We start from the raw sequence: 26,170 nt of genomic DNA, 5'->3' as shown, positions 1-26,170 counted from the left end.
GCGCGGCTCAGCCGGCCCGCACGCTCCACCGGGCCAGGAACTCCTCCGGCCCGACGGCGGCCATCTCCGCGCGGACCGCCGTCAGCACGTGGGCGGTGCCGTCCTCGCTGGGCACCCGGAGCACCTCGGTGCCGTCGTCGCGGCGGCGCACGACGACGTCGTGCACGGTGGGCTCGGGCACCAGACCCTGCGCCAGCCCCGCGGCGAACGCCCCGGCCACGCGGGCCCAGTGCCGCACCCGCCCGCCCGGCCGGGGCTCGAGGGCGGCGGAGTAGCGCTCGCCGGCACGGTCCACCCGCACAGGGTGGCGCAGCGGGCGCCGCCGCCGCCAGGATCGCCGTCGTGACGCTGCCGACCGACCTGCCGGTGCTCGCCTTCCCCGACCAGGCCGCGTTCGAGGCGTGGCTGGAGGCCGAGTCGGCCACCGCGCCGGGCATCTACGTGAAGCTGGCCAAGAAGGGCGCGGGCGTGCCCTCGCTGACCCGCGACGAGATGGTCGAGTCGCTGCTGTGCTTCGGCTGGATCGACGGCCGCGCCAACAGCGTCGACGAGCACTGGTACCTGACCCGCGTCACCCCGCGGCGGCCGCGCAGCGTGTGGTCGGCCAAGAACGTCGGGATCGTGGCCGAGCTGGTGGCGGCCGGCCGGATGCGCCCGGCCGGCCTCGCGCAGGTGGAGGCGGCGCGGGCCGACGGCCGCTGGGAGCGCGCCTACGCGGGCCCGGCCACCATCACCGTCCCCGACGACCTGGCCGCCGCCCTGGCGGCCGAGCCGGCCGCCCAGGAGGCCTTCGCCGGGCTCGACGGCACCAACCGCTACGCGGTGCTCTGGCGGGTGCACACGGCGGCGAGCCCCGCGACGCGGGCCAAGCGGATCGCGGCCCTCGTCGCGATGCTCGCGGAGGGCCGCACGATCCACTAGGCGGCGAGCGGGTCGGCGTCCTCCGGGGCGACGCCGGGCCGCTCCTGCCAGAAGCGCCCGTCGCGCCGGCGCCACACGAGCATGAGCGCGACGCCGGCCAGCATGATCCCGACGCCGATCACCAGCGGCGGGCCCACGCCGAGCCAGGCCTGCCCGGTGTAGCTGTTGTCCGGGTCGGCGAGGTCGCGCACCGACAGGACGAGCAGCCAGGCCAGCAGCGCCGCGCCCACGAGCGGGCCGACGCCGAGCAGCAGCGCGTCGCGGAGGCTGTGCGCCAGCCGGCGGCGGAAGTACCAGGCGCAGGCGACGCCGGTGAGGGCGTAGTAGAGGGCGATCAGCAGCGACAGCGCGGTGATCGAGTCGAACAGCGCGTTCTCGCTGACCAGGTGCACGCCGACGTACCAGGCGACCGCCACGCCGGCGACCCACCAGGTGGAGACGTCGGGGGTGCGGAAGCGCTCGGACACCGACCCGAACCGCGCCGGCAGCGCCGCGCGCCGCGCCATCGACAGGCCGGTGCGCGACGCCGGGATGATCGTCGTCTGCGTGGAGGCGATCGCCGAGGTGGCGACGGCGGCCAGCACCACCCAGTCCCAGCCGCCCAGCGCCTCGGTGGACAGCAGCGCGAAGACCGCCTCCTCCTCGTCGGCGTTGCCGGCGAGGAACGCCGTCCCGGCGAAGGAGACGACGGCGATGGCCACGCCCACGTAGGTGAGCAGCAGGACCACCGTCGACCACACGCCGGCCCGGCCGGGGGCGACCCGCGAGTCGGTGGTCTCCTCGGTGAGGTTGACCGCCGACTCCCAGCCCCAGTACGCGAAGACGCCGAGCAGCAGCCCGCCGGTCAGTGCGGCGCCGCCGGCGCCGAAGGGGTCGAGCCAGTCCCACGCCGGCGTCAGCCCGCCGAAGGGCGAGTCCCCGCGCACGCCGCGCACGATCGCGACCACGGCGAACACCAGGAGCGCCGCCGTCTGGGCGAGGATCAGCGCGTTCTGAAGGCGTGAGGAGATCTCGGTGCCGAGCACGCAGACCGCCGACATGACGAGCACCAGCAGCACGCTCAGCGCGATGACGGCGGGCGTGGAGTCGGCCAGGGCGTCGAGGCCGACCATCAGCAGGGTGAACCGGACGCCGACCTCGGCCAGCGACCCCACCACCAGGACGCCGGTCATGGTGATCGCCCAGCCGCCGATCCAGCCGGCGGTCGGGCCGAACGCGCGGGTGACCCAGGAGAACGTCGTCCCGCAGTCGGGGTCGGTGCGGTTGAGGGCGGCGAAGGCCCCGGCGATGAGCAGCATCGGCACGAACGACGCCAGCATCACGCCGGGCGCGTGCACGCCCACGAGCGCCACGACGGGGCCGATGACGGCGGCCAGCGAGTAGGCCGGCGACGTCGCGGCGAGGCCGATGACGAGCGAGTCGAGGAAGCCGATGGCCCCGGGCCGCAGCGCGGGCTCCGGTCGCGGTAGTGCCCGGGTCACGGTCGGCCACGGTACGGCCTGCCGCCGCCCCCAGCGCGGGGGCGGGCCGGAGGCCGGGTGCGGCTAGGCGACGCGGACGGCGCCGCGGTACCCCGCCTGGTCCACGCTGGTCACCGCGACCGGCTGGCCGAAGGTGCGGGCGTGCACCATCTTCCCGTCGCCGATGTAGATGCCCACGTGGCTCACCGGCGAGTAGAAGTAGACGATGTCGCCGGGCAGCAGTTCCGAGCGCGAGACCGGGGTCCCCATCGTCGACTGGGCCTTGCTCGAGTGCGGCAGGGAGATGCCGGCGGCGGCGTAGGCGTACTGGGTCAGCCCCGAGCAGTCGAAGCCGTCCGGGCCCGAGGCGCCCCACACGTAGGGGTCGCCGATCTGCCCCAGCGCCGTCTGCACGGCGGTGGCGGCGGCGGGGCCGGGTGCGGCGGCCGCGGCGACGGCGGCCGACGGCGCGTCGAGCACGGGGCCGGCGAGCGCGGCGGTCACCCGCGTCTGCTCGGCGGCGGTGAGCCGGGCGAAGTCGGCCTCGTAGGCGTCGACCTGGGCCTGCACCTGCGCCTGCTGCTCCTGCAGGGTGGTGAGCGCGGCGGCGGCCTCGGCGGCCGCGGCGTCGGCCGTGGCGCGGGCCTGGTCGGCGGCGGCCTGGGCGACGGCGACCTCGGTGAGCACGCCGTCGGTGTGGTCGGCGATGAGGTCGAGCATCGTCATCTGCGCGACGAGGTCGTCGGCGGAGTCGCTGCCGAGGAAGGCGGCCACGCGGGAGCGGGTGGTGCCGGTGTAGCCGCTCTGCGCGATGGCGCGGATGGCCGGCTCGTACTGCTGCAGCGTGGCCTCGGCGACGGCGGCGGCCTGGTCGGCCTCGGCGGCGGCCTGCTGCTGGGCGGCGACGGTGAGCTCGGCCTGGTGCACCTGCTCGTCGACCGCGGTGAGCTGCCGGCCGGCCTCCTCGACCAGCTGGGCGGCCTCGTCGGCGGTCGACGGCGCGGCGGAGGCCGAGCCGGGCGCGAGCACGAGGGCCACCAGGCCGGTGGCGGCGACGACCGCACCCGTCCAGCGCCGTCCCGTCGTCCGGTTGCGCTGCACGTCCGGCCTCCTCCTGCCGCCCCCGCGGGCGACGTCCCCCTGGTCTGGTCCGTACGGACGGTAGGGAGGAGGTGAGCGGAGCGTGTGCAGGGCGCGCGGTGATCAGCGGGCGGGACGGTCCCACCGGCCCCGTTCGTCCCACCCGCCCCGCGGGTCGCGGGAACGGGCCGGTCCTGTCAGGGGGCGGTGCTCCGCCGGCGGTCGGGAGCGAGCGGGACCAGCGCGTCGGCCACCGCGCCGGTGACGAAGGAGTAGATCGCCTTGCCGGCGAGGTCGACGACCCGGTCCCGGCGCGACCACGTCCACGGCGGGTCGCCGACGCCGGTCGCGTTCTCCAGCGTCTGGTCGGTGGCCAGCCGGACCGAGGTGTGCCAGGCCGAGGCGCGCCAGCCGCGCAGCCCGCTGGCCGCCCACACGCCGCGCAGCGCGCCGACGGCGGCGCCGGTGCCCCAGTGCATGAGGTGGTTGCGCACGAACGGGCGCTCGGAGCCGGGCGGGCGGCGGCGGGTGGCCAGCGCCGTCAGCGTGCGCGCGGGCACGTAGGAGTCCGGCCGCCCGGTCACCTGCTGCTCGGCCTTCTCGGCCAGGGTCATCGCCGCGGTGCCGGCCAGTCCGGCCAGGGCACCGCGCATCGCCGCTCGTCCCAGCATGGCGACGTCCGTACCCCGCCGTCCGCGCGCGAAAGGCGGTCCGGGGAGGTGCCCCGACCGCGCGCCGCGGTGCCCGACCTCGCGCTGCAGCGAGAGGTCGGGCACCGCGGGCAGAGTGCGGGTCCCGCCGGAGGGCGGGAAGGTCCTTCCTCAGCCGGCGAGGGGCTCCTCGGCGTCGAGCCCGGCGACGACCTCCAGGTCGCGGAGGACGGCGGAGAGCTCGTCGGCGGTCCACGGCTCGCAGCAGTCGCAGCCGTCCTCGGCGAAGCAGCGCAGGCCGAGGGTGCCGCCGGCCTGGTCCTCGTCGATGGCCAGGTGCCCGCCCACGGGCGAGCGGTGGCAGGGGCAGCCGGCGGCGCACAGCCCGATGCCCCAGCCGGAGACGACGACCGTCCGGCCGTCGTCCCAGATCCTGCCGACCTGGAAGACGGACGGCTTCTGGTTGCGGGTCATGTGGGGGCTCCCCTCGCCGGCCCCCATTGCCGGAGGCCTCCTGCGGTTGCGCGGAAAAATAATCCGGGAACCGTGTTTGAGGGGAGGTGCCGTGCGGTACAGATGCGGGATTTCACTCTCCCGTCACAGGAGCCCCACGCGTGCGGCGGGCCGTCACACGTCGGTGACGCGCAGCCCCGCGTGCGCCTTGTACCGGCGGTTGACGCTGATCAGGTTGGCGGTGAGCGCCTCCACCTGGTGCGCGTTGCGCAGCCGGCCGGCGTAGACCCCGCGCATGCCCGGCACCGCGGACGCCAGCGCCTGCACCAGGTCGGTGGCCTCGCGGTCGTCGCCGAGCACCATGATGTCCGTGTCGACCTCGGCCACCTCCGGGTCCTCGAGCACCACGGCGCTGACGTGGTGGAACGCGGCGACGACGCGGCTGTCGGGCAGGAGCGCCGCGGCCTGCTGGGCGGCCGAGCCCTCCTCGACCGGCAGCGCGAAGGCGCCCTGCTTGTCGAAGCCGAGCGGGTTGACGCAGTCGACGACGACCTTGCCCGCGAGCTCCTCGCGCAGGCCGGCGAGCAGTTCGCCGTGCCCGTCCCACGGCACCGCCACGACGACGACGTCGCCCGCGCGGGCCGCCCCGCGGTTGTCGTCGCCGGTGACGTCGCCGCCGGTGGCCGCGGCCAGGTCGGCGGCCGTGGCGCCCGCGCGGCCGGCGTCGCGGCTGCCGAGCACGACCCGCACCCCGGCCGCGGCGAACCGCCGGGCGAGCCCGCGCCCCTGCGGGCCCGTGCCGCCGAGCACCGCCACGGTCAGCTCCTCGGGCACGCCGGCCCCGGTCGCCTCGGTCACTGGACGCCTCCTCGCCGCGCTCCCCGGCGGAGCGCCCGGGTGCGGACGCTAGCTGACGCCCGCGTCACATCGATCCGCGGGACCCCGCTCAGGCGGCGGGCGGCACGTCCGCGCCGATGGCCCGCACCCACACGGTGGTCAGCGTGCGGAGCAGGGCGTCCCGGTCGAAGTCGCGGCCGAGGTTGAGCCACACGTAGCAGGTGTGGTCGACCATCGCCCCGAGCACCTCGGCGGTCAGCACCGGGTCCAGCGACTTGTCGGCGATGCCCGCCTCCTGCTGGTGGGCGATGCCCCGCGCGGCGCGCTCGACGAACGCCTCGCGCACCTGCAGCCGCAGGTGCTTGAGCTCGGGGGTGAACGTCCCGACCTGCTCGACCAGGGCGATGATCCGGGCCCGCGGCCGGTAGGCGTCGACGAACCGCTCCATCGCCGCGTGGGCCCGCTCGTACGGCGTCCCGGCGTGCGTGTCGGCCCGCAGGGCGACGAGCATCTCCCCCACGACCCCGGTGGCGACCGCCTGGAAGACGGCGTCCTTGGAGTCGAAGTAGGTGTAGAACGTCCCCTGGGCCACCCGCGCCTCGGCGACGATGTCGGCGACCCTGGTGTCGAGGAAGCCGCGCTTCTCGAAGACGCGGCGCGCGGCGTCGAGCAGGGCGGCCTTGCGGGCCTGGCCCTTGCCGGTCAGCGGCCCGGCCTCGCGGCGCTCCTGCTGGCCGGCGCTCGCGACGGCGCCGACACCCGCTCCCCGTGGTCCGCTCACCGGCCGCTCCTCCCGCTCGGGTCCCCGGCCCGCGTCACCCGACGGTGACGTCGCCGTCGACCGGCGTCCGGCCGTCAGGGGACCGCAGGATCGTAACGGCTGGGGCCTCTGTTCCCCACCCGTTGCCCCCTGTCGCCCCGGACAGGGGAGCGCTACCGTGCCGCCATGCCAGTTGACACGCGCGTCACACGGATGCTGGGCATCGACGCCCCGATCATCTCCGCGCCGATGGGCTGGGTGGCCCGTCCCGAGCTCGTGGCCGCGGTCTCGCAGGCCGGCGGCATGGGCCTGGTGCCGGGCTCGCTGCCGGTCGACCAGGTCCGCGAGGACATCGCGCGCACCCAGGACCTCACCGACCGGCCGATCGGCGTCAACATCCCGCTGGCCTTCGCGAAGGACCCGGCGGTGGTCGACGCCGTCGTCGACGCGGGCATCCGGTTCGTCACCACCTCGGCGGGCTCGCCGGACCGGTACACGCCGCTGCTCAAGGACGCCGGGCTGACCGTCTTCCACGTCGTCCCGACGCTCGCCGCCGCGCGCAGGGCCGTCGACGCCGGCGTGGACGGCCTCGTCGTCGAGGGCGTGGAGGGCGCGGGCTTCAAGAGCCCGCACGAGGTGGCCGCCATGGTGCTGCTGCCCCTGGTCACCCGCGCGGTCGACGTCCCGGTGGTGGCCGCGGGCGGCATCGTCGACGGCGCCTCGCTGCTCGCCGCCTTCGCCCTCGGCGCGGAGGGCGCGCAGATGGGCACCCGGATGCTCGCCTCGGCGGAGTCGGCGGTGCACGCCAACGTCAAGGACGCCGTCCTGCGGGCCACCGAGACCGACACCGTGCTGCTCAACCGGGAGCGCCGCCGGCCGATGCGGGTGCTGCGCACCGACCTGGTGGCCGCCGCCGAGGCCGATCCCGAGCGCGACCCCACCCCGCTGCTCGGGCGGGTCCTGGAGACCTACCGCGACGGCGACCTCGAGGCCTCGTTGCAGCAGCTCGGGCAGGTGGCCGGGCGGATCGACGAGGTGATCCCGGCCGCGGAGATCGTCGCCCGCACGATGGCGGAGTTCGAGCACCTGCTCGGCACGCTGGCCGCGCGGCACCTGCCGGTCCCGGCCTGACCCGGTGGCCGGCCGGCGCCCGTTCGGCGGCTGGCGGGTCGTCGCGGCGCTCGCGTGGACCAGCGGCGTCACGGTCGGCGTCAGCTTCTACGGCGTCTCGGTCTACCTCGAGGCGCTGACCACCGGCCCCGGCGCACTGCCGGTCGCCGTCGTCTCGCTGGCCACCGGCGCCTTCCTGCTGGTGAGCGGCGTGTCCGGGCTCGGCGTCGCCGCGCTGCTGGACCGGCTCGACCCGCGCTGGGTGGTCGGCGGCGGCGCGGTGCTGGTCGCCGCGGCCGTGCTCGGCCTCGGCCGGGTGCAGACCAGCGGCGAGTTGCTGGCCGCCTACGCCGTCCTCGGCGTCGGGTTCGCCGCCACCGCCGCCATCCCGGCCAGCACGCTGGTGGCCCGCTGGTTCGTCCGCCGCCGGACCACGGCGCTGTCGCTGGCCTTCCTCGGGCTCCCGATCGGCGGCGCGGTGCTCACCCCGCCGGTGGCGCTGCTCGTCGACGAGCTCGGCGTCGCCGGAGCCTCGCCGTGGCTGGCCGGCGGGCTGCTGGTCGCCGTCCTCCCGGCCGCGCTGCTGCTGCGCGCCGACCCTGCGTCGGCGGGGCAGCGGCCCGACGGCGACGCCGGCCCGCCCCTGCCCCCGGCCGGCGACGGCGGCGGCGCCCCCGGCGTGGGCCCCGCGCTGCGCACCGGCTGGTTCTGGGTGGTCACCGCCGCGCTGACGCTCGGGATGCTCGGGCAGGTCGGCACGCTGTCGCACCTGTTCAGCGCGGTCACCCAGCGGCTGGACACCGCGACGGCGGCGCTGGCGGTCTCGGTGACCGCCCTGGCCAGCCTCGCCGGGCGCCTGGCCGGCAGCTGGCTGCTCGCGCGGGTGCGCCTCGCACCGGCCGCCGTGGCGCTGCTGGCCGTGCAGGGCCTCGCGACGGCGGCGACGGCGGTGGCCTCGGGCGCGCCCGCCGTCGTCGGGGCGGCGGCCCTGTTCGGCGTGACGATGGGCAACCTGCAGGTGCTGCACCCGCTGCTGGTGGCCGAGCGCTTCGGCGGCGGCCGGGCCTACGGGCGGGTGCTCGCGGCCTCCAACCTCGTCGTCACGGCCGGCATGGCCGGCGGCCCGGCCGCGGTGGGCGCGGTGCGGGCGCAGACCGGCGGCTACACGGCGGCGCTGTGCCTGGCCGGCGCCGCCGCGCTCGCCGGGGCGGCGGTGCTGGCCGCCGGGGCCCGCACGGCGGGGCGGCCGGTGGCCGCCGGACCGGGCCGCGCGGCCGACGGCGTCGCCGTCCGGCCCGGGTGACCTGCCGAGACGGCCACGGCGGCGGGCGACCTCAGAGGCGGGCGACCTCAGAGGCGGGCGACGTCAGAGGCGGGCGACGAGCTCGTTCTTGCGGACCTTGCCCGTGGGGTTGCGGGGGAGCTCCACGAGCACGTGGTACTCGACCGGCACCTTGTAGGACGCCAGCCGCGCCCGGCACATCTCCTCCAGCGCCCCGACCGCCGGCGCCGGCTGCTCGCGGTGCTCGACGAAGGCCACCACGACCTCGCCCCACGTCTCGTCGGGCCGGCCCACGACGGCGGCGTCGGCGACCCCGGGGACGTCGGTGAGCACCTGCTCCACCTCGGCGACGTAGATGTTCTCCCCGCCGCGGATGATCATGTCGCGGCTGCGGCCGCCGAGGAACAGGTAGCCCCGCTCGTCCATCCAGCCGCGGTCGCCGCCCCAGAAGAAGCCGTCGTGCAGGGCGGTGGTGGTCAGGTCGGCCATGTCGAGGTAGCCGTCCATGACGCAGTCGGTGCGGGCGGCGATGTTGCCGACGACGCCGGGCGGGCACGGGCGGCCCTCGTCGTCGAGGATGCGCAGGTCCACGCCGAGGATCGGCTGGCCGGCGGAGGCGAGCAGGTGCTCCTCCCCCGCGAGGGCGCGGCGGTGGTCGTCGGGGCGCAGCAGGGTCTGCAGGCCGGACTCCGTGCCGGCGCCGAAGAGGTTGTAGAAGTCGACCGACGGCCAGCGCTCCAGCGCGCGGCGCAGCAGGCTCGGCGGCATCGGCGCGGAGCCGTAGAGCAGGGTGTCCAGCCGCTCACCGGGGCCGGCGCCGCCGTCGGCCTCCATCACCTGCTGGATCATCGTGGGCACGAGGAAGCAGCCGGTGAGCAGGCCCGAGGAGATGGCCCGCGCGACGACGTCGGGCTCGAACTGCGGGTGGATCAGCGACGTCGCCCCGTGCGCGACCTGGTTGAACACGATCGCCCAGCCGGCGATGTGGAAGATCGGCGAGGCCGTGTAGCGCACCGCGCCGGGGCGGGCCGCGGTCTCGCCGCCCATCCAGAGCATCGTCTTGAGCATCCGCGCGCTCTGCACGACGCCCTTGGGCAGGCCGGTGGTCCCGCTGGTGAACATGATCCCGAGGACGTCGTCGTCCTCGACGCGGACCTCGGGAGGCACGGGGCGGCCCTCGGCGACCAGCGTCTCGACGTCGTCGTCGAGGCAGCCGTCGAGCGACCAGAGCCGCACCTCGCCGGGCAGCGTACCGAGCACCTTGCGGGCGGTCTCGAGGTAGCGCTCGCCGACGAAGAACCAGCCCGGCCGCGCCCGGCCCAGGACGTTCTCGATCTCGAACGGCGCCAGCCGGTAGTTGACCGGCACGTAGGTGAGGCCGAGCTTGAAGCAGGCGCCGAGCAGCTCGGCGTAGGCGAAGGAGTCCGTGTCGAGCAGCGCGACCCGGTCGCCCGTGCGCGCGCCGCGGGCGGTGAGCGCGTCGCAGATCCGGTCGATGCGCTCGTCGACCTCGGCGAAGGTGCGCGACCGGCCGTCGACGGTGGTCCAGCACGCCCGGTCCGGCCAGCGGCGGGCGGCGTGGGCGAAGAGGTGTCCGAGGGGCCAGGAGGTGCTGGTCGTCGTCACGGGGAGGGCTCCTGTGTCGGCGGGGCGGGTGGTCAGCCGGTGATCGCGCGCTCGGCGACCGAGGTGTCGAGCTCGGTGAAGCCCTCGTCGTTGACCGGGGCGAGCGTCCCGTCGTCCTGGACCTCGAAGAAGATCGCCTCGTGGCTGCAGGCGCCGGGGCGGCCGGGCCACTGCTCGCCGTCGCAGGTGACCTCGGGCCCGAGGAACGTCTTGAAGTCCTGCACGCCCTTCATCGCGTCGGTGACGGCCTGCGCGGTGATCTCGCCGTCCATCTCGTCGAGGATGGTGGCGAGGTTGACGATGCCGGCGAAGGAGTACAGCGACCGGGCCGACAGCTCGTCCTCGTACCCGACGGCCTCCATGGCCTCGGAGAAGGCGTCGAGCTCCTCCTGCACCTCGGCGGGCGCGTTGTCGTAGGACCGCGGCACCCACAGGCGCGGCTGGACGATGGCGCCCGCGGCCTCGCCGCCGAGCTCCTCGATGAACTGCGAGCAGGAGCCCGCGAACATGGTGCCCTCGAAGCCGTTCTGGCGGAGCGCCTGGACCAGGCCGGTGCAGGCGTCCTCCGGGAGTGCGATGACCCCGGCGACGTCGGGGTCGCTGGCCAGCTCGGTCTGGGCGAGCACCTGGTAGTTGAGGTTGTCGACGGTGGTGTAGACGCCGGTGACGTCGAGACCGAGCTCCTCGCCCAGCGGCTTGACCAGCTGGTCGACGTAGCCGTGCGACGACGGCGCGTCGGTGACGGCGAGCGCGGCGGTGGCGGCGCCCTGGTCGGAGAGCACGGTGACCATGCCCAGCGCGCTCGTCTCCAGCGGGCCGGAGAAGTAGAAGGCCGTGCCGTACTCGGCGGCCTCCGCGACGCCCTGGCCGGCGAGAGTGCCGACGATCGGGATGCCCGCCTCGGCGAGGATCGGCGTCATCGCGCCGACGCTCGTGCCGTCGTAGGCGTCGAAGACGACGGGGACGTCGGAGCTGACGAACCCGTTCGCGCAGTTGACGCCGGTCTCAGGTGTGCCGTCGCCGGAGCAGATGTCGAGCTCGAGGGGGCGGCCGCCGATGCCGCCGAGCTCGTTGTTGACGTACCACTCCGCCGCCTCGGCCCCGTAGGTGTTCTGCGGGTAGGCGACGGGGCCGGTGTCGAGGGACTGCACCCCGATCACCACGGGGTCGCCGCTGAGGTCGCCGCTCGAGTCCGCGTCGGCCGCGGGCTCGCTGCACGCGGTGGCCAACAGCAGGACCGCCGCGCCGGCCGATGCGGCCGCCAGTCGCTTCATCTGACTCTCCTTCGAGTCCGGGTGGTGCGGACGGGACCGGCCGGGGCCGGCGGGGTGCCACGGCCTGTGGCACGCGTCACGCAGCGGAGCCTGGCCCGACCTGACGTTGACGTCAAGGTCTAGCGACGTGCGAACCCGTCGAAGGTAGCGAGGACGTCGTCGAGGGCGGCGAGCAGCGCCTGCTGGGTGCCCGCGACGTCGTCGAGCACCAGGTGGTGGCCCGCCCCGGCGACGGTGTGCTGCGGCACCGGCCGGCCCCACCGGCGCGCCAGCGCCGCCGCGGCGTCCGGGCCCACCAGCGCGCTGTGCTCGCCGCGGACGACCGACACCGGGCAGGTCACGCCGTCGAGGGAGTCGGTGAGGCCGGGGCGCAGCACGACGTCGAAGATGGCGCCGTCGACCTTCCACCCCACCCCGCCGGGCACCGGCCGCACGGAGCGCCCGGCCACGTATGCGAGCGCGGCCGGGTCGCCCACGTCCTGCGGCGGGGCGAGGCGGTAGGCCGCGACCGCCGCGGCGACGTCGGGGAAGACCCGGGTCCCGCGCGGCCGGGAGGGCGCCGGCGGGGGCTCCGGCGGGCGTGCGGGCTCCTCGGGGATCGAGTCGAGCAGCACCAGCCCCGACACCGCCTCCGGCGCCCGGGCGGCGGCGCCGGCGGCGACCAGCCCGCCGACGCTGTGGCCGACCAGCACCGGGCGGTCCAGGCCGAGCGCGGCGACCACGGCGAGCACCTCGGCCGACCAGCCGGCCATGGAGTAGCGCGCGCGGCGGCCGCTGTCGCCGTGCCCGGACAGGTCGAGCGCGACGACGTCGTGCCGCCCGGCCAGCGCCGGCACGGTGCCGTGCCACCAGCCGGTGTGGGCGGCGGTGCCGTGCACCAGGACCAGCGACGGCGCCCCGCCCGGCCAGCGCTCCCAGGCGACGGCGGCGCCGTCGACCGGGACCGTGCCGCGCTCCGTCAGGAGGCCACCACCGCGGCGCTGGTGGACCCGCTGCCGCCGACCCCGCTGCCGCCGGCCCCGCCGCCCGTGGCCCCGCCGGTGGCGTCGCTGCCGGAGAACTCGTCGGCGCCGAAGTAGGCGGCCTCCACCTGGTCGCGGTGCGCCAGCAGGTCGCGGGCGGCGCCCTCGAGGACCACGCGGCCGTGGTTGAGGATCACCCCGCGGTCGGACACCGACAGGGCGAGCTCGATGTGCTGCTCGACCAGCACGACGCCGATGCCCTCCTCGCGGGCCAGCGCGCGGATCGAGGGCAGCATCTCCTGCACGATCTTGGGCGCGAGCCCGAGGCTCATCTCGTCGATCATCAGCACCCGCGGACGGCCGAGCAGCGCCTTGGCGATGGTGAGCATCTGCTGCTCACCGCCCGAGCACAGCCCCACCCGGCGGCCCAGCAGGCCCTTCAGCGCCGGGAAGCGGTCGAGGACGGCGGCCTCGCGGGCCGGGTCCTGCTTGCGCTGGGCCAGCCGGAAGTGGTCCCGCACCGTCAGGCCGGGGAAGATCCCGCGGTCGTCGGGCACCAGCAGCACCCCGCGCCGGGCCAGCTCGTGCGGGCGCCGCACGTTGACCGGCCTGCCGAGCGCCGTCACCGAGCCGGCCATCGGCGGCACGAGGCCGACGATCGCCAGCAGCGACGTCGTCTTGCCCGCGCCGTTGGGGCCGAGCACGGAGACGACCTCGCCGGCGCCGACGGTGAACGACAGGTCGCGGATGGCCGGCACGCCGTTGTAGCCGGCGGTGAGGCCGTCGACGACGAGCAGCGGGCCGCCGTCAGGGGCGGTGGTGTCAGGCATCGACGGTCTCCATCGGGGCTCCCAGGTAGGCCGCGACGACGGCCGGGTCGGTGCGGGCCACCGCGGGCGGCCCGGTGAAGATCGGCTTGCCGAACTCGAGGACGCACACGACGTCGCAGACGCCGAGCACCAGCGACATGTCGTGGTCGATGAGCAGCACCCCGGGGCCCTGGGCGGCGATGCTGCGCACCCGCTCGGCGAACTCGAGGCTCTCGTTGGAGTCCAGGCCCGCGGCGGGCTCGTCGAGCAGCAGCAGCCGGCAGGTGCCGGCCAGCGCCCGGGCGACGCCGACCAGCTTCTGCTGGCCGAGGGTCAGGTCGCGGGCGAGGGTGCCGGCCACGCCGGTGAGCCCGACGGCGTCGAGCGCGCGGCCGACCACCGCCTTCCCTGCGGCGTCCCGGCGGCCGAAGACGTCGCGCCACAGCGCGCCCGCGCCGCCCGGCCGGGCCGCCACCAGGATGTTCTCGGCGACGGTGAGGTTGCCGAACAGCTCCCCCGACTGCCAGGTGCGGGTGAGGCCCAGCGCCCGGCGGCGGTGCGGGGGCAGCCCGTCGAGCGGCTGCCCGTCGAGCTCCACGGAGCCGGTGCAGGCGGTGAAGCCGGTGACGGCGTCGACGAACGTCGTCTTGCCCGCGCCGTTGGGGCCGATCAGGCCGACGACCTGGCCGGGCTCCACCGACAGCGAGATGTCGGCGTTGGCGACCACGCCGCCGTAGCGGACGGTCAGGGACGTGGTGTGCAGACCTGCGCGGGGCTCAGACACCGGTGGTCTCCCTCGGCTTCTCGGCGGGGACGGGGGCGGGCGCGGCGTCGGCCGCCGCCGGGGGCGCGGCGCGGCCGGAGCGCAGCTTCCTCTTGACCCACTCGACCTGGTGCCGGGTCTCGCCGGCGATGCCCGAGGGGTTGAGGACGGCGGTGAGGATCAGCCCGATGCCGGTGATCAGCGGGTAGGCGTTGCCCATGTCGAACACCGAGTGCAGGGCGGTGTAGACCAGCCCCAGCGGGCCGAGGACGCCGGCCACCAGGGCGCCGCCGAACGAGGTGATCCCGCCGAGGTAGGCGACGGCGAGCACCGAGAGGCCGACGACCACGGAGAACGACTCCGCCGACAGCTCGCCGCGGCTGTAGCCGATCAGGCACCCGGCGACGCCGGCGATGAACGCCGACAGGCCGAACCCGATGAGCTTGGTGCGCCGGACGTCGATGCCGACCGAGGCCGCGGCCCGCTCGTTGGCACGGACGGCGAGGAAGGCGCGGCCGGTGTCGCCGCGGGCGATGCGGACGAACAGCAGCACCATCAGCACGAGGATCGCCAGGACCATCAGCGAGAACTCCAGCCGGGCGAGGTTGCGGCCCTCGCGGATGGCGAAGTCGATGCCGAACAGCGTCGGCCGGCCGATCGGGTTCCCGGTGGGCGGCGTCAGGCTGTAGTTGTCGAAGACGAACCGCTCGATGGCCAGCGCCGCGGCGATGGTGACGATGGCCAGCTGCACGCCGCGGATCCGGAAGGCGGGCAGCGCCACGAGCATGCCCAGCGCCGCCGCCAGCGTCGCGCAGACGACGATCGCGATCGGGAAGGGCACGTCCCAGGCCGTCGTCAGCTTCGACAGGGCGAAGCCGGCGGCGCCGGCGAACGCCGACTGGGCCAGCGAGATCTGCCCGAGGTAGCCGGTGATGACCACGTAGGACAGGGCGAGGATCGCGATGATCAGCGACGTCGTCAGGCCGAAGCGGTAGCTCGGGGTGAAGAACACCAGGCAGGCGACGGCGATGCCGACCAGCAGGGCGGCCTTCCAGGGCACGAACCGCGGGACGACGACGTCGGGCAGCCGCACCGACTGCAGCGACCCGCGGGCCGGCAGCCGCTTGCCGAAGGCGAACAGGATGACCATCACCAGGAGGAAGGGCAGCACCTGGTCCAGGCCCGACTGCGCCCACTGCGGCCACCAGCTGCGGGTGGCCAGCAGCGACAGCTCCGACTGGATGATCCCCAGCCCGATCGCACCGGCCACCGCCAGGCCGATCGACTCCAGCCGGGCGATGAGCACGACGGCGAGGGCCGGGACGACCAGCAGCGTGTAGTTGGCGGGGCTCAGGCCGGTGAGCGAGCCGCCCATGACGACGGCCATCGTGCTGACCAGCGAGGCGAGCACCAGCGCGATGAGGGCGAGCCGGTCGGGCGAGAAGCCCATGAGCACCGCGCCGCGCTCGTTCTCCGATGCCGCGCGGGTGGCCCGGCCGGACGCGGTGAGCCGCAGGTAGGCCCAGACCGCCGCCGCGAGGACGATCATGATCGCCACCATCGTCAGCTCGCGGAGCGGCACGGTGGCGCCGAGGAGCTCGATCGAGCCGGTGGGCAGGATCGACTCCACCTGGATGCTGTTGGGCCCGAACCGGATGACCGCCAGCGCCTGCAGCGCGACCATCAGGCCGATCGAGACGACCACCTGGGCCAGCGCCGGCGCCCGCCGGACCGGGCGGAACACCAGGTAGTGCGCCAGCACGCCGAGCACGACGGCATTGGCCAGGCCGACGAGCAGGGCGACCGCCGTGCCCGGCGGCTCGGGGAACCAGATCGTGCCGATCGGCAGCACCAGCTCGCCGTCGTCCTGCACGCGGGCGAAGACGTAGGCGCCCCACATGGCCATGGCGCCCTGGGCGAAGTTGATGATCCCGGTGGCCCGGTAGACCAGCAGCAAACCGGTGGACAGGCCGATGTAGACGGCTCCGAGCCCCAGCCCGAGGGCGGCGAACTCGAGAAGGGTGGTCATCGTTGACTCCTCGCGGTCAGCGGAGGCCGGGGGTGCGGGCGGGCGGGGTCAGGTGCCGACGACGCGCTCGGCGACGGCGGTGTCGAGCTCGGTGAAGCCGTCCTCGGAGACGGGCGCCAGCGTCCCGTCGTCCTGGACCTCGAAGAAGATCGCCTCGTGGCTGCAGGCACCCGGGCGGCCGGGCCACTGCTCGCCGTCGCAGGTGACCTCCGGGCCGAGGAAGGTCGGGAAGTCGCGGACGCCCTTCATGGCGTCGGTGACCGCCTGCGCGGTGAGCTCGCCCTCGACCTCGTCGAGGATGTTCGCGAGGTTGACGAGGCCGGCGAAGGAGTACAGCGACCGGGCCGACTGCTCGTCCTCGTACCCGACGGCCTCCATGGCCTCGGCGAACGCGTCGAGCTGCTCCTGCACCTCGGTGGGCGCGTTGTCGTAGGACCGCGGCACCCACAGGCGGGGCTGCACGATCGCCCCGGCCGCCTCGCCGGCCAGCTGCTCGATGAACTGCGAGCACGACCCGGCGAAGACGGTGCCCTCGAAGCCGTTCTGGCGCAGCGCCTGGACCAGGCCGGTGCACGCCTCCTCGGGCAGCGAGATGACGCCCGCGACGTCGGGCTCGCCCGCGAGCTCGGTCTGGGCGAGCACCTGGTAGTTGAGGTTGTCGACGGTGGTGTAGACGCCGGTGACGTCGAGACCGAGCTCGCCGGCGAGCGGCTTGACCAGGTCGTCGACGTAGCCGTGCGACGAGGGGACGTCGTTGACCGCCAGCGCCGCCGTCGAGGCGCCCTGGTCGGCCAGCACCGTGACCATGCCGAGCGCGCTGGTCTCCAGCGGGCCGGAGAAGTAGAAGGCGGTGCCGTACTCGGCGGCCTCCGCCACGCCCTGGCCGGCGAGCGTGCCCACGATCGGGATGCCCGCCTCGCCGAGGATCGGCGTCATCGCCCCGACGCTGGCCTGGTCGTAGGCGTCGAACACGACCGGGACGTCGGAGCTGACGAACCCGTTCGCGCAGCTCACCCCGGTCTCCGGCGTCCCGTCACCGGAGCAGACGTCGAGCTCCAGCGGCCGCCCGCCGATCCCGCCGAGCTCGTTGTTGACGTACCACTCCGCCGCCTCGGCCCCGTAGGTGCTCTGCGGGTACGCCGAGGGCCCGGTGTCCTGGGACTGGACGCCGAGGACCACGGGGTCGCCGGACAGGCCGCCGGAGGTGTCGGTGTCCGCCGCCGGCTGGCTGCAGGCGGTGAGGGTGACGGCGAGCGCCGCACATCCGGCGAGGGTCTTCCTGGTGCGCAAGGGGGGTCATCCTGTCGTCGGCGGTCCGCCCGGCGTCGTCGCCGGGCGGGCTGTCGGGGGGCGGGCGGCGCCGCGGGCGGGCGCGCCCGGGTCCGGCCGCGGCGGCGTCGGACGCCGCCGCGGGACCGGGAGGGCGGTCAGGCGCCGGTGAGCCCGGCGGCCTTGAGGGCCAGCTGCTTGGCGCGGTCCATGTCGTAGTGCCGGCGGGTCACCAGCCGCTGGGCGAACATGCCGCCGCCGGACTGCAGGTTGGTGACGTGGTGCCAGCCGCCGTAGGCGTCCGCCGTGGTGTCGCGGATCGCGTGGAACAGCTGGGTCCGGTACCGGCCGCTGACGTCGTCGCCGGTGGACATGTACTTCTCGAGGAACGGCGCGAGCGTCTCGTTCTCGAAGTCGGAGTTCGACGGCGCGGTGAGCACGGCGCCGCCGGCGATCTCGTGCAGGTGGCGCACCATCTTCGAGAACTGCGCGGCACCCTGGAACTTGGTGACGTTGGTGTACATGTCGTCGGGGTAGTAGTACCCCTGCGGCGTCGCGTGCGCGTGCAGCAACGCCGCCTCCAGGCCGGCCCGCAGCAGGGTGGCGTGGATCATCATCTCGTCGATCTTCTCGCGGATGTGCGAGATCTTGGCCGCGCCGTTGGCCTCGGCGATCAGCTGCGCGAGGCCCACCAGCTCGTCGGCCTGCTCGACCATGAACGCGGTGCCGCCGAGGCGCTCCCACAGGCCCAGGGAGTGGGCGAAGACGGCCGCCTGCTCGGCCTGGCCGTCGAGGAAGACGCGCTCGTGGGGCACGAAGACGTCGTCGAAGATGCACATGCTGTCGGGCACGCTGATCTTGGCGCTGGTGGGGTGGTCGCGCTCGTCGCGGCCGTAGGGGTGGTAGCTGGTGTTGGTGATGTGCACGCCCGGCGCGTTCACCGGCACCGCGGCGCAGATCGCCCAGTCCTCCTCGCCCGGCCGCATGTTCTTGGTGGGCATGACCATGAGGTCGTGGCCGAGCGCGGCGGCGCTGATGTGCAGCTTGGCGCCGCGGATGACCACGCCGTCGGCGGTCCGGTCGACCACCCGCACGTAGGAGTCGGGGTCGTCCTGGGCGGCGGGGTGGCGGCTGCGGTTGCCCTTGGCGTCGGTGATGCACTCGGTGATCCGGATGTCGCGCCGCTTGGCGTCCTCGACGTAGGCGGTGATGCGCTCGACGTACTGCGGCGCCACGGCCTCGATCCGCGGCGCGGCCACCAGCAGCGTCATCAGCGACTGGTAGGTGACGTTGAGCAGCAGGTCCATCTCCATGAACACCGGGATCTTGTCCCGGAGCTCCTCGGGGGACCGCGGGGCGTCGATGAGCGGGTTCACCGCGCCGGGCTCGCTCGAGTAGTGCTTGTCGTAGCCGTCGGCGGCGACCTGCAGCGGGACCGCGAGCGCCGGCTCGGTCTCCATGTCCTCGATCTCGCGGCCCTGGAAGTAGACCTTCCGGCCGTCCTTCAGCGAGTCCTTGTACTGCTGTCCGGTCAGCATCCGGGGAGCTCCTCGAGGGGGTCGGGGACCGCCGGCACGGGCCGGTCGGCCGCGCTCGCGGAGGGGGTCCGTCCGGTCCGACGAGCGGAGAGTGACAGTGACGTCGGTGTCACATTGGCAGTGAGCCAGGACACTGTCAAGGGCCCTCCGGGACGCCCCGGTCCGCGGTCGGGCGGCCCGGTCGCGGGCACGCCGGAGAGGCCCCCGGGCGCCGCCCGGGGGCCTCTCCGTGCCCGTGCGCTAGACGCCGCGGCTGGGGCCGCCGGCGCCCTCCACGAGACCTGCGACGGTGAGCGCCGCGTGCTTGGCGGCATCCATGTCGTAGTGCTTGCGCGTGACGATCCGCTGGGCGTAGAGCCCGCCGCCGGCCTGCACGTTGGTGACCTGCCGCCAGCCACCGAAGGAGTCCGCGGTGAGGTCGCGGATCGCGTGGAACAGCCGGGTGCGGTACTCGCCGTCGACGTCGGCCCGCGTGGACATGTACTTGCGGGCGAGCGAGCCGACCTCGGGGTTCTCCAGGTCGGCGAGCGTGGGCGCGGTGACCACCGCGGCGCCCGCGATGTCGTGCAGGTGCCGCACCATGAGGTTGTAGGCGGTGGCTCCGGTGTACTTGCCCGCGTTGGTGTAGAGCTCGCTGGGGAAGACGGCGCCCAGCGCCCCCGTCTCGGCGTGCACCAGCGCGGCCTCCAGGCACGCCCGGACGACGGTCGCGTGGATGACCATCTCGGAGATCTTCTCCTTGACGTGGCCGATCCGCGCCAGGCCGTTGGCCTCGGCGACCAGCTGCGCCAGCCCCACGAGCACGTCGGCGCCGTCGGCCATGGAGCTCAGCCCGCCCAGCCGCTCCCACAGGCCGAGTGAGTGGGCGAACACGGCGGCCTGCTCGGTCTCGCCGTCGAGCAGCACCCGCTCGGTGGGCACGAAGACGTCGTCGAAGATGACGAAGCCCTCGGGGAAGTGCTCCTGGCCGGAGATCGGGAAGTGCCGGACGTCGGGGTGCCGCGGCGCGTAGCTGGTGTTGATGATCTTCACGCCGGGTGCGTTGACCGGGATGACCGCCGCGATCGCGTAGGCCTCCTCCCCCGGCTTCATCGCCTTGGTCGGGATGGTCATCAGCTCGTGGCCGAAGGAGGCGGCGGTGATGTGCAGCTTCGCGCCGCGGATCACCACGCCGTCGGGCCCGCGGTCGACCACGCGCACATAGGCGTCGGGGTCGTCCTGGCGGGTGGGCGGCAACGACCGGTCGCCCTTGGCGTCGGTGATGCACTGGGTCATCCGGATGTCGCGGGCCTGCGCGGTCCGGACCACCTCGTCGAGCCGCTCGACGTACTGCGGCGCGGTGGTCGCCAGCCGCCCGGCCGCCGTCGCCAGCGTCATGATCGACGTGTAGTTGACGTGCGCCATCATGCCGGCGGTGTGCACCAGCTCGACCTTCTCGCGCAGCTCCTCGGGCGTGCGCGGGACGCCCGCGGCGGGGTTGACGCCGTCGACCGCCTGCGAGGCCAGCCAGTCGTAGCCGTCGGCCACGTTCTGCACCACCTGGCCGAGCACGGGGTGGCCGGGCAGGTCCTTGACCCGCTCGCCCTCGAAGTAGGTGGCGCGGCCGTCGTCGAGCGTGGCCTTGTACTGCTCACCGGTGAGCACGGGACCTCCAGGGTGGGGACGGGTCAGGAGAGCTGGGCGCGGCCGCGGTCGAGCAGGCCGGCGCGGCGGCGCTCGACCTCGGCGGGGTCGTAGCGGGCCGACCACTCGGCGCAGGTGGCCGCCTCGACCGCGAGGCCGTCGCCGACCAGCTCGGCCTCGATGTCGCGGTAGGAGCGCAGCAGCCGGCGGACGGCGGCGCGGTCGTTGCCGGCGATGGTCGCGGCCAGCCGGCGGGCGGTGGGCAGCAGCTGCTCGTGCGGCACCACCTCGGTGACCAGGCCCGCGCGCAGCGCCTCGGCGGCGGGCAGGTGGTCGCCGGTCAGGCTCATCCGGCGGGCCAGGCCGCGGCCGACGGCGAGCGGCAGCAGCACCGACAGCCCCCAGCCGGGCAGGATGCCGACCCGCGCGTGGGTGTCGGCGAACCGGGCGCGCTCGGAGGCGACCAGCACGTCGCAGTTGAGGGCGAGCTCCAGGCCGCCGGTGACCGCCGCGCCGTTGACCGCGCCGATGACCGGCTTGGACAGCTGGGGCCACGGGTGCCAGGAGGGCCGGCCGCCGTCCCCGTCCCCGAGGGACAGGTTGTCGCCGCTGCTGCCGAGCTGCTTGAGGTCCAGCCCGGCGCAGAAGGCGGGGTCGGCGCCGGTGAGCACGACGGCGTCGACGTCGTCGTCGGCCTCGAGCGCCGCCATGGCCTCCCGCAGGCGGGCCATGAGCCCGGCCGACAGGGCGTTGCGCGCGGCGGGCCGGTTGAGGGTGACGGTGGCGACCGGTCCGTCCCGCTCGACGAGCAGCACGTCCTGCGCGGTGCCGGTGCCGGTGGCGGGCACGGCGGTCACCGGCCCCGCCAGACCGGCGGGCGCTTCTCGGCGAAGGCGGTGGCGCCCTCGCGGGCGTCCTCCGAGCGCGCGACCGGCCCGGCGATGACCTCCTGCTCGCGCCAGCCCTGCTCCTCCGGCCAGTCGAGCGCGGAGGCGACGATCCGCTTGCTGGCGATGACCGCGAGCGGGCCGTTGGCGGCGATGCCGGCGGCGAGCTCCAGCGCGGCGTCCAGCGCCGTGCCGTCGGGGACCAGCCGGTTGACCAGGCCGAGCTCGCGCATGCGGGGCGCGGGGACGTGGTCGCCGAGCAGCGCCAGCTCCATCGCCTGGTGGTAGGCGATGCGGCGGGGCAGCCGCAGCAGCCCGCCGCCGGCGGCGACCAGGCTGCGCTTGACCTCGGGGATGCCGAAGGAGGCACCCTCGGCGGCGACGACGAGGTCGCAGGCCAGCACGATCTCGAACCCGCCGGCCAGCGCGTAGCCCTCGACGGCGGCGATCAGCGGCTTGGCCGGCGGCCGCTCGACCAGCCCGGCGAACCCGCGGCCGGCGACCACCGGCGTCTCGCCGCGGACGAAGGCCTTGAGGTCCATGCCGGCGCAGAACGTGCCGGCGGCGCCGGTGAGCACACCGGCGCGCAGGTGCTCCTCCTCGTCGAGCCGGTCCATCGCCTCGGCCACCGCGGCGGCCAGCGCCTCGTTGACGGCGTTGCGCGCCTGCGGCCGGTTGAGCGTGACGACCAGGACGCCATCGCGCTCCTCGGTGAGCACCTCGTCGCTCATGGGGTCTCCTCTGCGGGGTCGGGGCCGGTCAGGCTGGCTCGAGGACGGCGTCGGCCAGCCGGGCGGCGGCTGCCGCCCGCCCGCCGAGCAGCGCGGCGTCGCTGACGGCGCGCTTGTAGTGCAGGTGGGTCGGGTGCTCCCAGGTGAAGCCGATGCCGCCGTGCACCTGGACGGTGCTCTTCGCGACCCGCAGGTGCGCCTCGGCGGTGACCACGGTGGCGAGGTCGGCGGCCAGCTCCGGGTCGTCGGTGCCGGCGTCGGCGGCCCAGGCGGCGTGGTAGGCGGCCGAGCGGGCGTGCTCGACGTCGACCAGCATGTCCGCGCAGCGGTGCTTGACCGCCTGGAACGACCCGATGGGCCGGCCGAACTGCAGCCGCTGGCGGGCGTACTCGACCGAGGAGTCGAGCATCCGCTGGGCGCTGCCCACGGCGGCCGCGGCGAGCACCACCGCGGCGGTGCGCCGGGCGGTGGCGACGGCGGCCGCGGCGGTGGCGGCGGACCCCACCGGCCGGGCCGCGACGCCGTCGAGGCGCAGCCGCGCCTGCCGGCGGGTGAGGTCGAGGCCGGACTGCACCTCGCGGGTGAGGCCCGCCGCGTCGCCGTCGACGAGGAACAGCGCGGGGCCGTCGTCGGCGGCGGCGAGGACGAGCAGCGCGTCGGCGGCGGCGCCGTCGAGGACGTGCGCCTGCTCGCCGGTGAGCCGCCCGCCGGCGCCGGCGGCGACCGCGGGCTGGGCCGGCGCCCAGCCGCCGCGGTCGTCGGTGGCGGCCAGCGCGAGCACGGTGGCGCCCTCGACGACGCCGGGCAGCAGCTCCTTGGCGACGGCGTCGTCGCCGGTGGCCAGCAGCGCCGGGACGGCCAGCGACACGGTGCCCAGGAGCGGGCCTGGCAGCAGCGTGCGGCCGGTCTCCTCGGCCAGCAGCGCGAGCTCGACCAGCCCGGCACCGGCGCCGCCGTGCTCCTCGGGGACGGCGAGGCCCAGCAGCCCGACGTCGGACCCCAGCCGCCGCCAGACGGCGCGGTCGAAGCCCTCGGCGGTGCCCATGAGCCGGCGCACCTCCTCCTCGGGGGCGGACCGGGTGCAGACGTCGCGGGCGACCTCGCGCAGGGCGCGCTGCTCGTCGGTGAACTCGAACTCGACCACGGGCCGGTCCTCCTTAGAAGGTGCCGCCGTCGACGACGACGCGCTGGTCGGTGAGGTAGGAGCAGGCGGGGTCGACCAGCGCGCGGACGACGGCGGCGACGTCCTGCGGCGAGCAGACCCGCCCGAACGGCGAGCCGGGGTCGAGCAGCCGGATGTCGGTCACGTCCTGCGTGGCGCGGACCAGGCGGCGGCCCATCTCGGTGTCCACCAGGCCCGGGGCGACGATGTTGACCCGCACGCCGTGCGCCCGCTCCTCGCGGGCGAGCACGTGCGCCATGGCCTCGGCCGCGGCCTTCGCCATGGCGTACGGGGCGCCGTTCACCGGCCAGGCGTCGCCGACGGCGATGCTGCTCACCACGACGACGTCGGAGCGCTCGTGCGCCCGCAGGTGCGGCAGCGCGGCGCGGACCAGCTGGTGCGGCCCGACGGCGTGCACCGCGAGCAGCCACTGCAGCTCCTCCGCCGTCGTCGCGGCCACCGGCAGGCCCCTGCTGGCCACGCCGGCGTTGCTGACCAGCAGGTCCAGGCCGCCGAACTCCGCGACGGCGGCCTCGACGGCGCGGGCGGAGGCGGCGGGGTCGTCGACGGACGCCTCCACCGCGAGCACCGCCGCGCCGCCGGCACCCAGCTCCTCGGCGAGCTCCTCGGCGGCGGCCCGGTCGCGGCGGTAGGTGAAGGCCACCGCGGCGCCGGAGCGGGCGAGCTCGGCGGTGATCGCCGCGCCGATCCCCCGGCCGCCGCCGGTGACGAGGGCGACCCGGCCGGTGAGCGGGCCGGCCGCCGTCGCGCGTTCGGCCGCGGGCGCCTCAGCCACGGGGCACCTCGCGCCACGGCCGGCCGGTGTCCACCCGGATGTCGCCGGGCAGGCCGAGCAGCCGCTCGCCGAGGATGTTGCGCAGCACCTCCGACGTGCCGCCCTCGATCGTGTTGGCCCGGGAGCGGAGGAAGGCGCGCTGCACGTCGTGCGGGCCGGCGTGCTCGTCGGTCTCGTCGTCGACGCCGTCCGGCGGGTCGTAGGAGCCGTAGAGCGTGGCCTCGACCCCGAGCAGGTCCATGCAGAAGTCGTAGACGGCCTGGTTGAGCTCGGCGCCGACGAGCTTGCCGATGCTGCCCTCGGGCCCGATCGGCCGGTCGCCGCTCTCGACCCGCTGCCGCTCGCCGGTGAGCCGCGCGGCGTCGGCGAGGGCGAACAGCGCGGTGAGCCGGTCGCGCAGCGCCGGGGTGCGCAGGTCGGGGCGCTCGCGCCACAGCTGCAGGGCGGCGCCGATGCTGCCGCTGCCGCGCCGGCTGCTGCCCCCGCCGATGGCGCGCCGCTCGTTCATCAGCGTCGTCATGGCCACCCGCCAGCCGTCGCCGACCTCGCCGAGGCGGTGGGTGTCGGGGATGCGGGCGCCGTCCAGGTGGACCTCGTTGAACTCCGCGGCGCCCGTCATCTGGCGCAGCGGGCGCACCTCGACGCCGGGGTCGGTCATGTCGAGGACGAAGTAGGTGAGGCCGCGGTGCTTGGGGGCGTCGGGATCGGTGCGGGCCAGCAGAAGAGCGCGCCGCGCCCGGTGCGCCAGCGACGTCCACACCTTCGCGCCGGTGACCACCCAGGTGTCGCCGTCGAGGACGGCGCGGGTGGCCAGGCCGGCGAGGTCGGAGCCGGCGCCGGGCTCGCTGAACAGCTGGCACCACAGCTCCTCGCAGGTGGCCAGCGGGCGCAGCAGCTCGGCGGCCACCTCGGGGCGGGCGTGCTCGACGACCGTGGGCCCGGCCATGCCGTAGCCCATGGGGTTGATCGAGAACGGCACCGGCCCGCCGGCGCCCTGCAGGATCGAGTCGGCGACGTCCTGCAGGCCCGCCTCGACGCCGAGCCCGCCCGACCCGCGCGGGAAGTGCACCCAGGCGAGGCCGGCGTCGAAGCAGGCGCCGAGGAACTCCGCGCGCGGGGTGGACTCCGGCGGGTGCTCGGCGACGACCCGGCGGGCGGTGTCGGCGACCAGGTCGCGGTTGGTGAGCGGGGCGGTGGTGGTCACCGGTGACCTCCGGTCTCGCGGGTGGTGGCCGCCTTCCGCGCGCGGGAGGCGGACAGGGCCATGAGCGCTACAAGGGCCCTCTCGGGCGTCAGGCGTCGAGGAAGGACGGGGCGCGCCGGCCGCGGAAGGCCAGGGCCGCCTCGTCGGCGTCGCGGGTGTAGCTGGTGAGGATCTGCGTGCGGTTCTCCAGGTCGATGCCGGCCTGCAGGCTGCCGACCTCGAGCTGGCTCCACATGACCTCCTTGGTCATGCGCACGCCCATCGGCGAGTTGGCGAGCACCGCCCGCGCGGTCTCCAGCGCCGCGTCGAGCACCTCGCCGTCGGGGACGACGCGGCTGACCAGGCCCGAGCGGTCGGCCTCCGCGGCGTCGACCAACCGGCCGGTGAGCAGCATCTCGAAGGCCCGCGACGCCCCGACCAGCCGCGGCAGCAGCCAGCTGACGCCGATGTCGCAGCCCGACAGCCCGATCCGCACGAACGCCACGTTGAACCGGGCGCTCGCCGCGGCGATCCGGACGTCGGAGGCCAGCGCCAGTGCCAGTCCCCCGCCGGCCGCAGGGCCGTTGACCGCGGCGACCACCACCTGCGGCAGCGCACGCAGCTTGGGCACCAGCGCGGCGATGGACTTCTGCAGCGCCAGCCGCCGCTGCGGGCTGTCCCAGTCGTCGCGCCGGTCGGCGCCGCCCATGTCGTAGGCGGTGAGGTCGAGGCCGGCACAGAAGCCGCGGCCGGCGCCGGTGAGCACGAGCACCCGCACGGCGGGGTCGACGGCGAGGCGGTCGAGCGTGGTGTGCAGCTCCAGCAGCAGGTCCGGCGACAGCGCGTTGAGCCGCTCGGGCCGGTCGAGGGTGAGGACGGCGATGCCCGGCTCGGGGTGCTCCAGGCGCAGGGTCGTCGTCTCGGGGGTGGTCTCGGTGGTCGTCACGGGAGGCGCTCCTCGGGTC

At 75.4% G+C, this 26,170-nt stretch carries 25 protein-coding genes; 3 read left to right on the top strand and 22 right to left on the bottom strand.

From position 1 onward, the window contains the following. Nucleotides 1–7 precede the first annotated feature (7 nt). Nucleotides 8–295, bottom strand: coding sequence for a hypothetical protein (locus ACI78R_RS18875; RefSeq protein WP_457041872.1), 288 nt, complete (start codon nt 293–295; stop codon nt 8–10). A gap of 47 nt (nt 296–342) precedes the next feature. Between ACI78R_RS18875 and ACI78R_RS18870 the strand changes: the two genes are divergently transcribed. Further along, nucleotides 343–921, top strand: a complete 579-nt coding sequence (locus ACI78R_RS18870) for a YdeI/OmpD-associated family protein (protein WP_457041871.1) — start codon at nt 343–345, stop codon at nt 919–921. Here the strand turns inward: ACI78R_RS18870 and ACI78R_RS18865 are convergent. The 6 genes from ACI78R_RS18865 to ACI78R_RS18840 form a co-directional block, all read right to left on the bottom strand. Continuing rightward, a complete protein-coding gene (locus tag ACI78R_RS18865; RefSeq protein WP_457041870.1) occupies nt 918–2,402 on the bottom strand; it encodes an APC family permease in 1,485 nt (494 codons plus the stop codon). The two genes, ACI78R_RS18870 and ACI78R_RS18865, sit on opposite strands and share 4 nt — an antisense overlap. A gap of 63 nt (nt 2,403–2,465) precedes the next feature. Next, entirely contained in the window at nt 2,466–3,482 is a 1,017-nt protein-coding gene (locus tag ACI78R_RS18860) for a C40 family peptidase (protein WP_457041869.1), read from the bottom strand. Nucleotides 3,483–3,658: 176 nt separating this feature from the next. Beyond that, on the bottom strand, nt 3,659–4,132 hold the full coding sequence (locus ACI78R_RS18855) for a hypothetical protein (protein WP_457041868.1): 474 nt from the start codon (nt 4,130–4,132) through the stop codon (nt 3,659–3,661). A gap of 150 nt (nt 4,133–4,282) precedes the next feature. Further along, nucleotides 4,283–4,585 (bottom strand): hypothetical protein, encoded by a 303-nt coding sequence (locus tag ACI78R_RS18850; protein ID WP_073420929.1) that lies wholly within the window; start codon nt 4,583–4,585, stop codon nt 4,283–4,285. A gap of 153 nt (nt 4,586–4,738) precedes the next feature. Further along, nucleotides 4,739–5,422, bottom strand: a complete 684-nt coding sequence (npdG, locus tag ACI78R_RS18845) for an NADPH-dependent F420 reductase (RefSeq protein ID WP_073420928.1) — start codon at nt 5,420–5,422, stop codon at nt 4,739–4,741. An 88-nt stretch (nt 5,423–5,510) separates the two neighbouring features. Further along, the gene (locus ACI78R_RS18840; protein WP_083628694.1) at nt 5,511–6,182 is read right to left on the bottom strand and encodes a TetR/AcrR family transcriptional regulator; all 672 of its coding nucleotides are present in this window, start codon (nt 6,180–6,182) and stop codon (nt 5,511–5,513) included. A 99-nt stretch (nt 6,183–6,281) separates the two neighbouring features. On the opposite strand from ACI78R_RS18840, the gene ACI78R_RS18835 reads away from it, so the two are divergent. Next, on the top strand, nt 6,282–7,292 hold the full coding sequence (locus ACI78R_RS18835) for an NAD(P)H-dependent flavin oxidoreductase (RefSeq protein WP_457041911.1): 1,011 nt from the start codon (nt 6,282–6,284) through the stop codon (nt 7,290–7,292). A gap of 4 nt (nt 7,293–7,296) precedes the next feature. Next, complete coding sequence (locus tag ACI78R_RS18830) at nt 7,297–8,574, top strand: MFS transporter (protein ID WP_457041867.1); 1,278 nt, start codon at nt 7,297–7,299, stop codon at nt 8,572–8,574. 63 nt (nt 8,575–8,637) lie between these two features. On the opposite strand, the gene ACI78R_RS18825 is transcribed toward ACI78R_RS18830, so the two are convergent. The 15 genes from ACI78R_RS18825 to ACI78R_RS18755 all read right to left on the bottom strand — a co-directional run bounded on the left by ACI78R_RS18825 (nt 8,638) and on the right by ACI78R_RS18755 (nt 26,151). Beyond that, the gene (locus ACI78R_RS18825) at nt 8,638–10,179 is read right to left on the bottom strand and encodes an AMP-binding protein (protein WP_457041866.1); all 1,542 of its coding nucleotides are present in this window, start codon (nt 10,177–10,179) and stop codon (nt 8,638–8,640) included. 32 nt (nt 10,180–10,211) lie between these two features. Further along, complete coding sequence (locus tag ACI78R_RS18820) at nt 10,212–11,453, bottom strand: ABC transporter substrate-binding protein (RefSeq protein ID WP_457041865.1); 1,242 nt, start codon at nt 11,451–11,453, stop codon at nt 10,212–10,214. Nucleotides 11,454–11,572: 119 nt separating this feature from the next. After that, nucleotides 11,573–12,334, bottom strand: coding sequence for an alpha/beta fold hydrolase (locus ACI78R_RS18815; RefSeq protein ID WP_457041910.1), 762 nt, complete (start codon nt 12,332–12,334; stop codon nt 11,573–11,575). Between the two features lie 77 nt (nt 12,335–12,411). After that, on the bottom strand, nt 12,412–13,245 hold the full coding sequence (locus ACI78R_RS18810; RefSeq protein ID WP_457041864.1) for an ABC transporter ATP-binding protein: 834 nt from the start codon (nt 13,243–13,245) through the stop codon (nt 12,412–12,414). Continuing rightward, on the bottom strand, nt 13,238–14,008 hold the full coding sequence (locus ACI78R_RS18805; RefSeq protein ID WP_457041863.1) for an ABC transporter ATP-binding protein: 771 nt from the start codon (nt 14,006–14,008) through the stop codon (nt 13,238–13,240). Before ACI78R_RS18805 ends, ACI78R_RS18810 begins: the two co-directional genes overlap by 8 nt. Next, nucleotides 14,001–16,016 (bottom strand): ABC transporter permease, encoded by a 2,016-nt coding sequence (locus ACI78R_RS18800; protein ID WP_457041862.1) that lies wholly within the window; start codon nt 16,014–16,016, stop codon nt 14,001–14,003. Before ACI78R_RS18800 ends, ACI78R_RS18805 begins: the two co-directional genes overlap by 8 nt. Before the next feature lie 48 nt (nt 16,017–16,064). Next, the gene (locus ACI78R_RS18795) at nt 16,065–17,306 is read right to left on the bottom strand and encodes an ABC transporter substrate-binding protein (protein ID WP_457041861.1); all 1,242 of its coding nucleotides are present in this window, start codon (nt 17,304–17,306) and stop codon (nt 16,065–16,067) included. A 137-nt stretch (nt 17,307–17,443) separates the two neighbouring features. Continuing rightward, nucleotides 17,444–18,823: a 4-hydroxyphenylacetate 3-hydroxylase N-terminal domain-containing protein gene (locus ACI78R_RS18790; RefSeq protein ID WP_457041860.1), complete on the bottom strand. Its 1,380-nt coding sequence runs from the start codon at nt 18,821–18,823 to the stop codon at nt 17,444–17,446. Between the two features lie 240 nt (nt 18,824–19,063). Beyond that, nucleotides 19,064–20,467 carry a 4-hydroxyphenylacetate 3-hydroxylase N-terminal domain-containing protein gene (locus ACI78R_RS18785; RefSeq protein WP_457041859.1) on the bottom strand — a complete coding sequence of 468 codons (1,404 nt, stop codon included), beginning with the start codon at nt 20,465–20,467 and terminating at the stop codon, nt 19,064–19,066. A gap of 23 nt (nt 20,468–20,490) precedes the next feature. After that, entirely contained in the window at nt 20,491–21,303 is an 813-nt protein-coding gene (locus ACI78R_RS18780; RefSeq protein ID WP_457041858.1) for an enoyl-CoA hydratase, read from the bottom strand. Continuing rightward, a complete protein-coding gene (locus tag ACI78R_RS18775) occupies nt 21,300–22,064 on the bottom strand; it encodes a crotonase/enoyl-CoA hydratase family protein (protein WP_073420917.1) in 765 nt (254 codons plus the stop codon). Before ACI78R_RS18775 ends, ACI78R_RS18780 begins: the two co-directional genes overlap by 4 nt. A 28-nt stretch (nt 22,065–22,092) precedes the next feature. After that, a complete protein-coding gene (locus ACI78R_RS18770) occupies nt 22,093–23,208 on the bottom strand; it encodes an acyl-CoA dehydrogenase family protein (RefSeq protein ID WP_457041857.1) in 1,116 nt (371 codons plus the stop codon). Between the two features lie 13 nt (nt 23,209–23,221). Then, the gene (locus ACI78R_RS18765) at nt 23,222–24,022 is read right to left on the bottom strand and encodes an SDR family NAD(P)-dependent oxidoreductase (protein WP_457041856.1); all 801 of its coding nucleotides are present in this window, start codon (nt 24,020–24,022) and stop codon (nt 23,222–23,224) included. Beyond that, entirely contained in the window at nt 24,015–25,226 is a 1,212-nt protein-coding gene (locus ACI78R_RS18760; RefSeq protein ID WP_457041855.1) for an acyl-CoA dehydrogenase family protein, read from the bottom strand. Before ACI78R_RS18760 ends, ACI78R_RS18765 begins: the two co-directional genes overlap by 8 nt. An 88-nt stretch (nt 25,227–25,314) precedes the next feature. Next, nucleotides 25,315–26,151, bottom strand: coding sequence for an enoyl-CoA hydratase/isomerase family protein (locus ACI78R_RS18755; RefSeq protein WP_457041854.1), 837 nt, complete (start codon nt 26,149–26,151; stop codon nt 25,315–25,317). Between the last annotated feature and the right edge of the window lie 19 nt (nt 26,152–26,170).

Source organism: Geodermatophilus sp. SYSU D01106, from assembly GCF_054049995.1.
The sequence above is the reverse complement of the archived record's forward strand: the minus strand, read 5'-3'. Positions and strand labels throughout refer to the sequence as shown.

Excerpts from the sequence above, each read along its gene's own strand:
- ACI78R_RS18790 (WP_457041860.1), bottom strand. The coding sequence starts at position 18,823 with ATGCTGACCGGACAGCAGTACAAGGACTCGCTGAAGGACGGCCGGAAG.
- ACI78R_RS18820 (WP_457041865.1), bottom strand. The coding sequence starts at position 11,453 with ATGAAGCGACTGGCGGCCGCATCGGCCGGCGCGGCGGTCCTGCTGTTG.
- ACI78R_RS18775 (WP_073420917.1), bottom strand. The coding sequence starts at position 22,064 with ATGAGCGACGAGGTGCTCACCGAGGAGCGCGATGGCGTCCTGGTCGTC.
- ACI78R_RS18850 (WP_073420929.1), bottom strand. The coding sequence starts at position 4,585 with ATGACCCGCAACCAGAAGCCGTCCGTCTTCCAGGTCGGCAGGATCTGG.
- ACI78R_RS18800 (WP_457041862.1), bottom strand. The coding sequence starts at position 16,016 with ATGACCACCCTTCTCGAGTTCGCCGCCCTCGGGCTGGGGCTCGGAGCC.
- ACI78R_RS18855 (WP_457041868.1), bottom strand. The coding sequence starts at position 4,132 with ATGCTGGGACGAGCGGCGATGCGCGGTGCCCTGGCCGGACTGGCCGGC.
- ACI78R_RS18810 (WP_457041864.1), bottom strand. The coding sequence starts at position 13,245 with ATGCCTGACACCACCGCCCCTGACGGCGGCCCGCTGCTCGTCGTCGAC.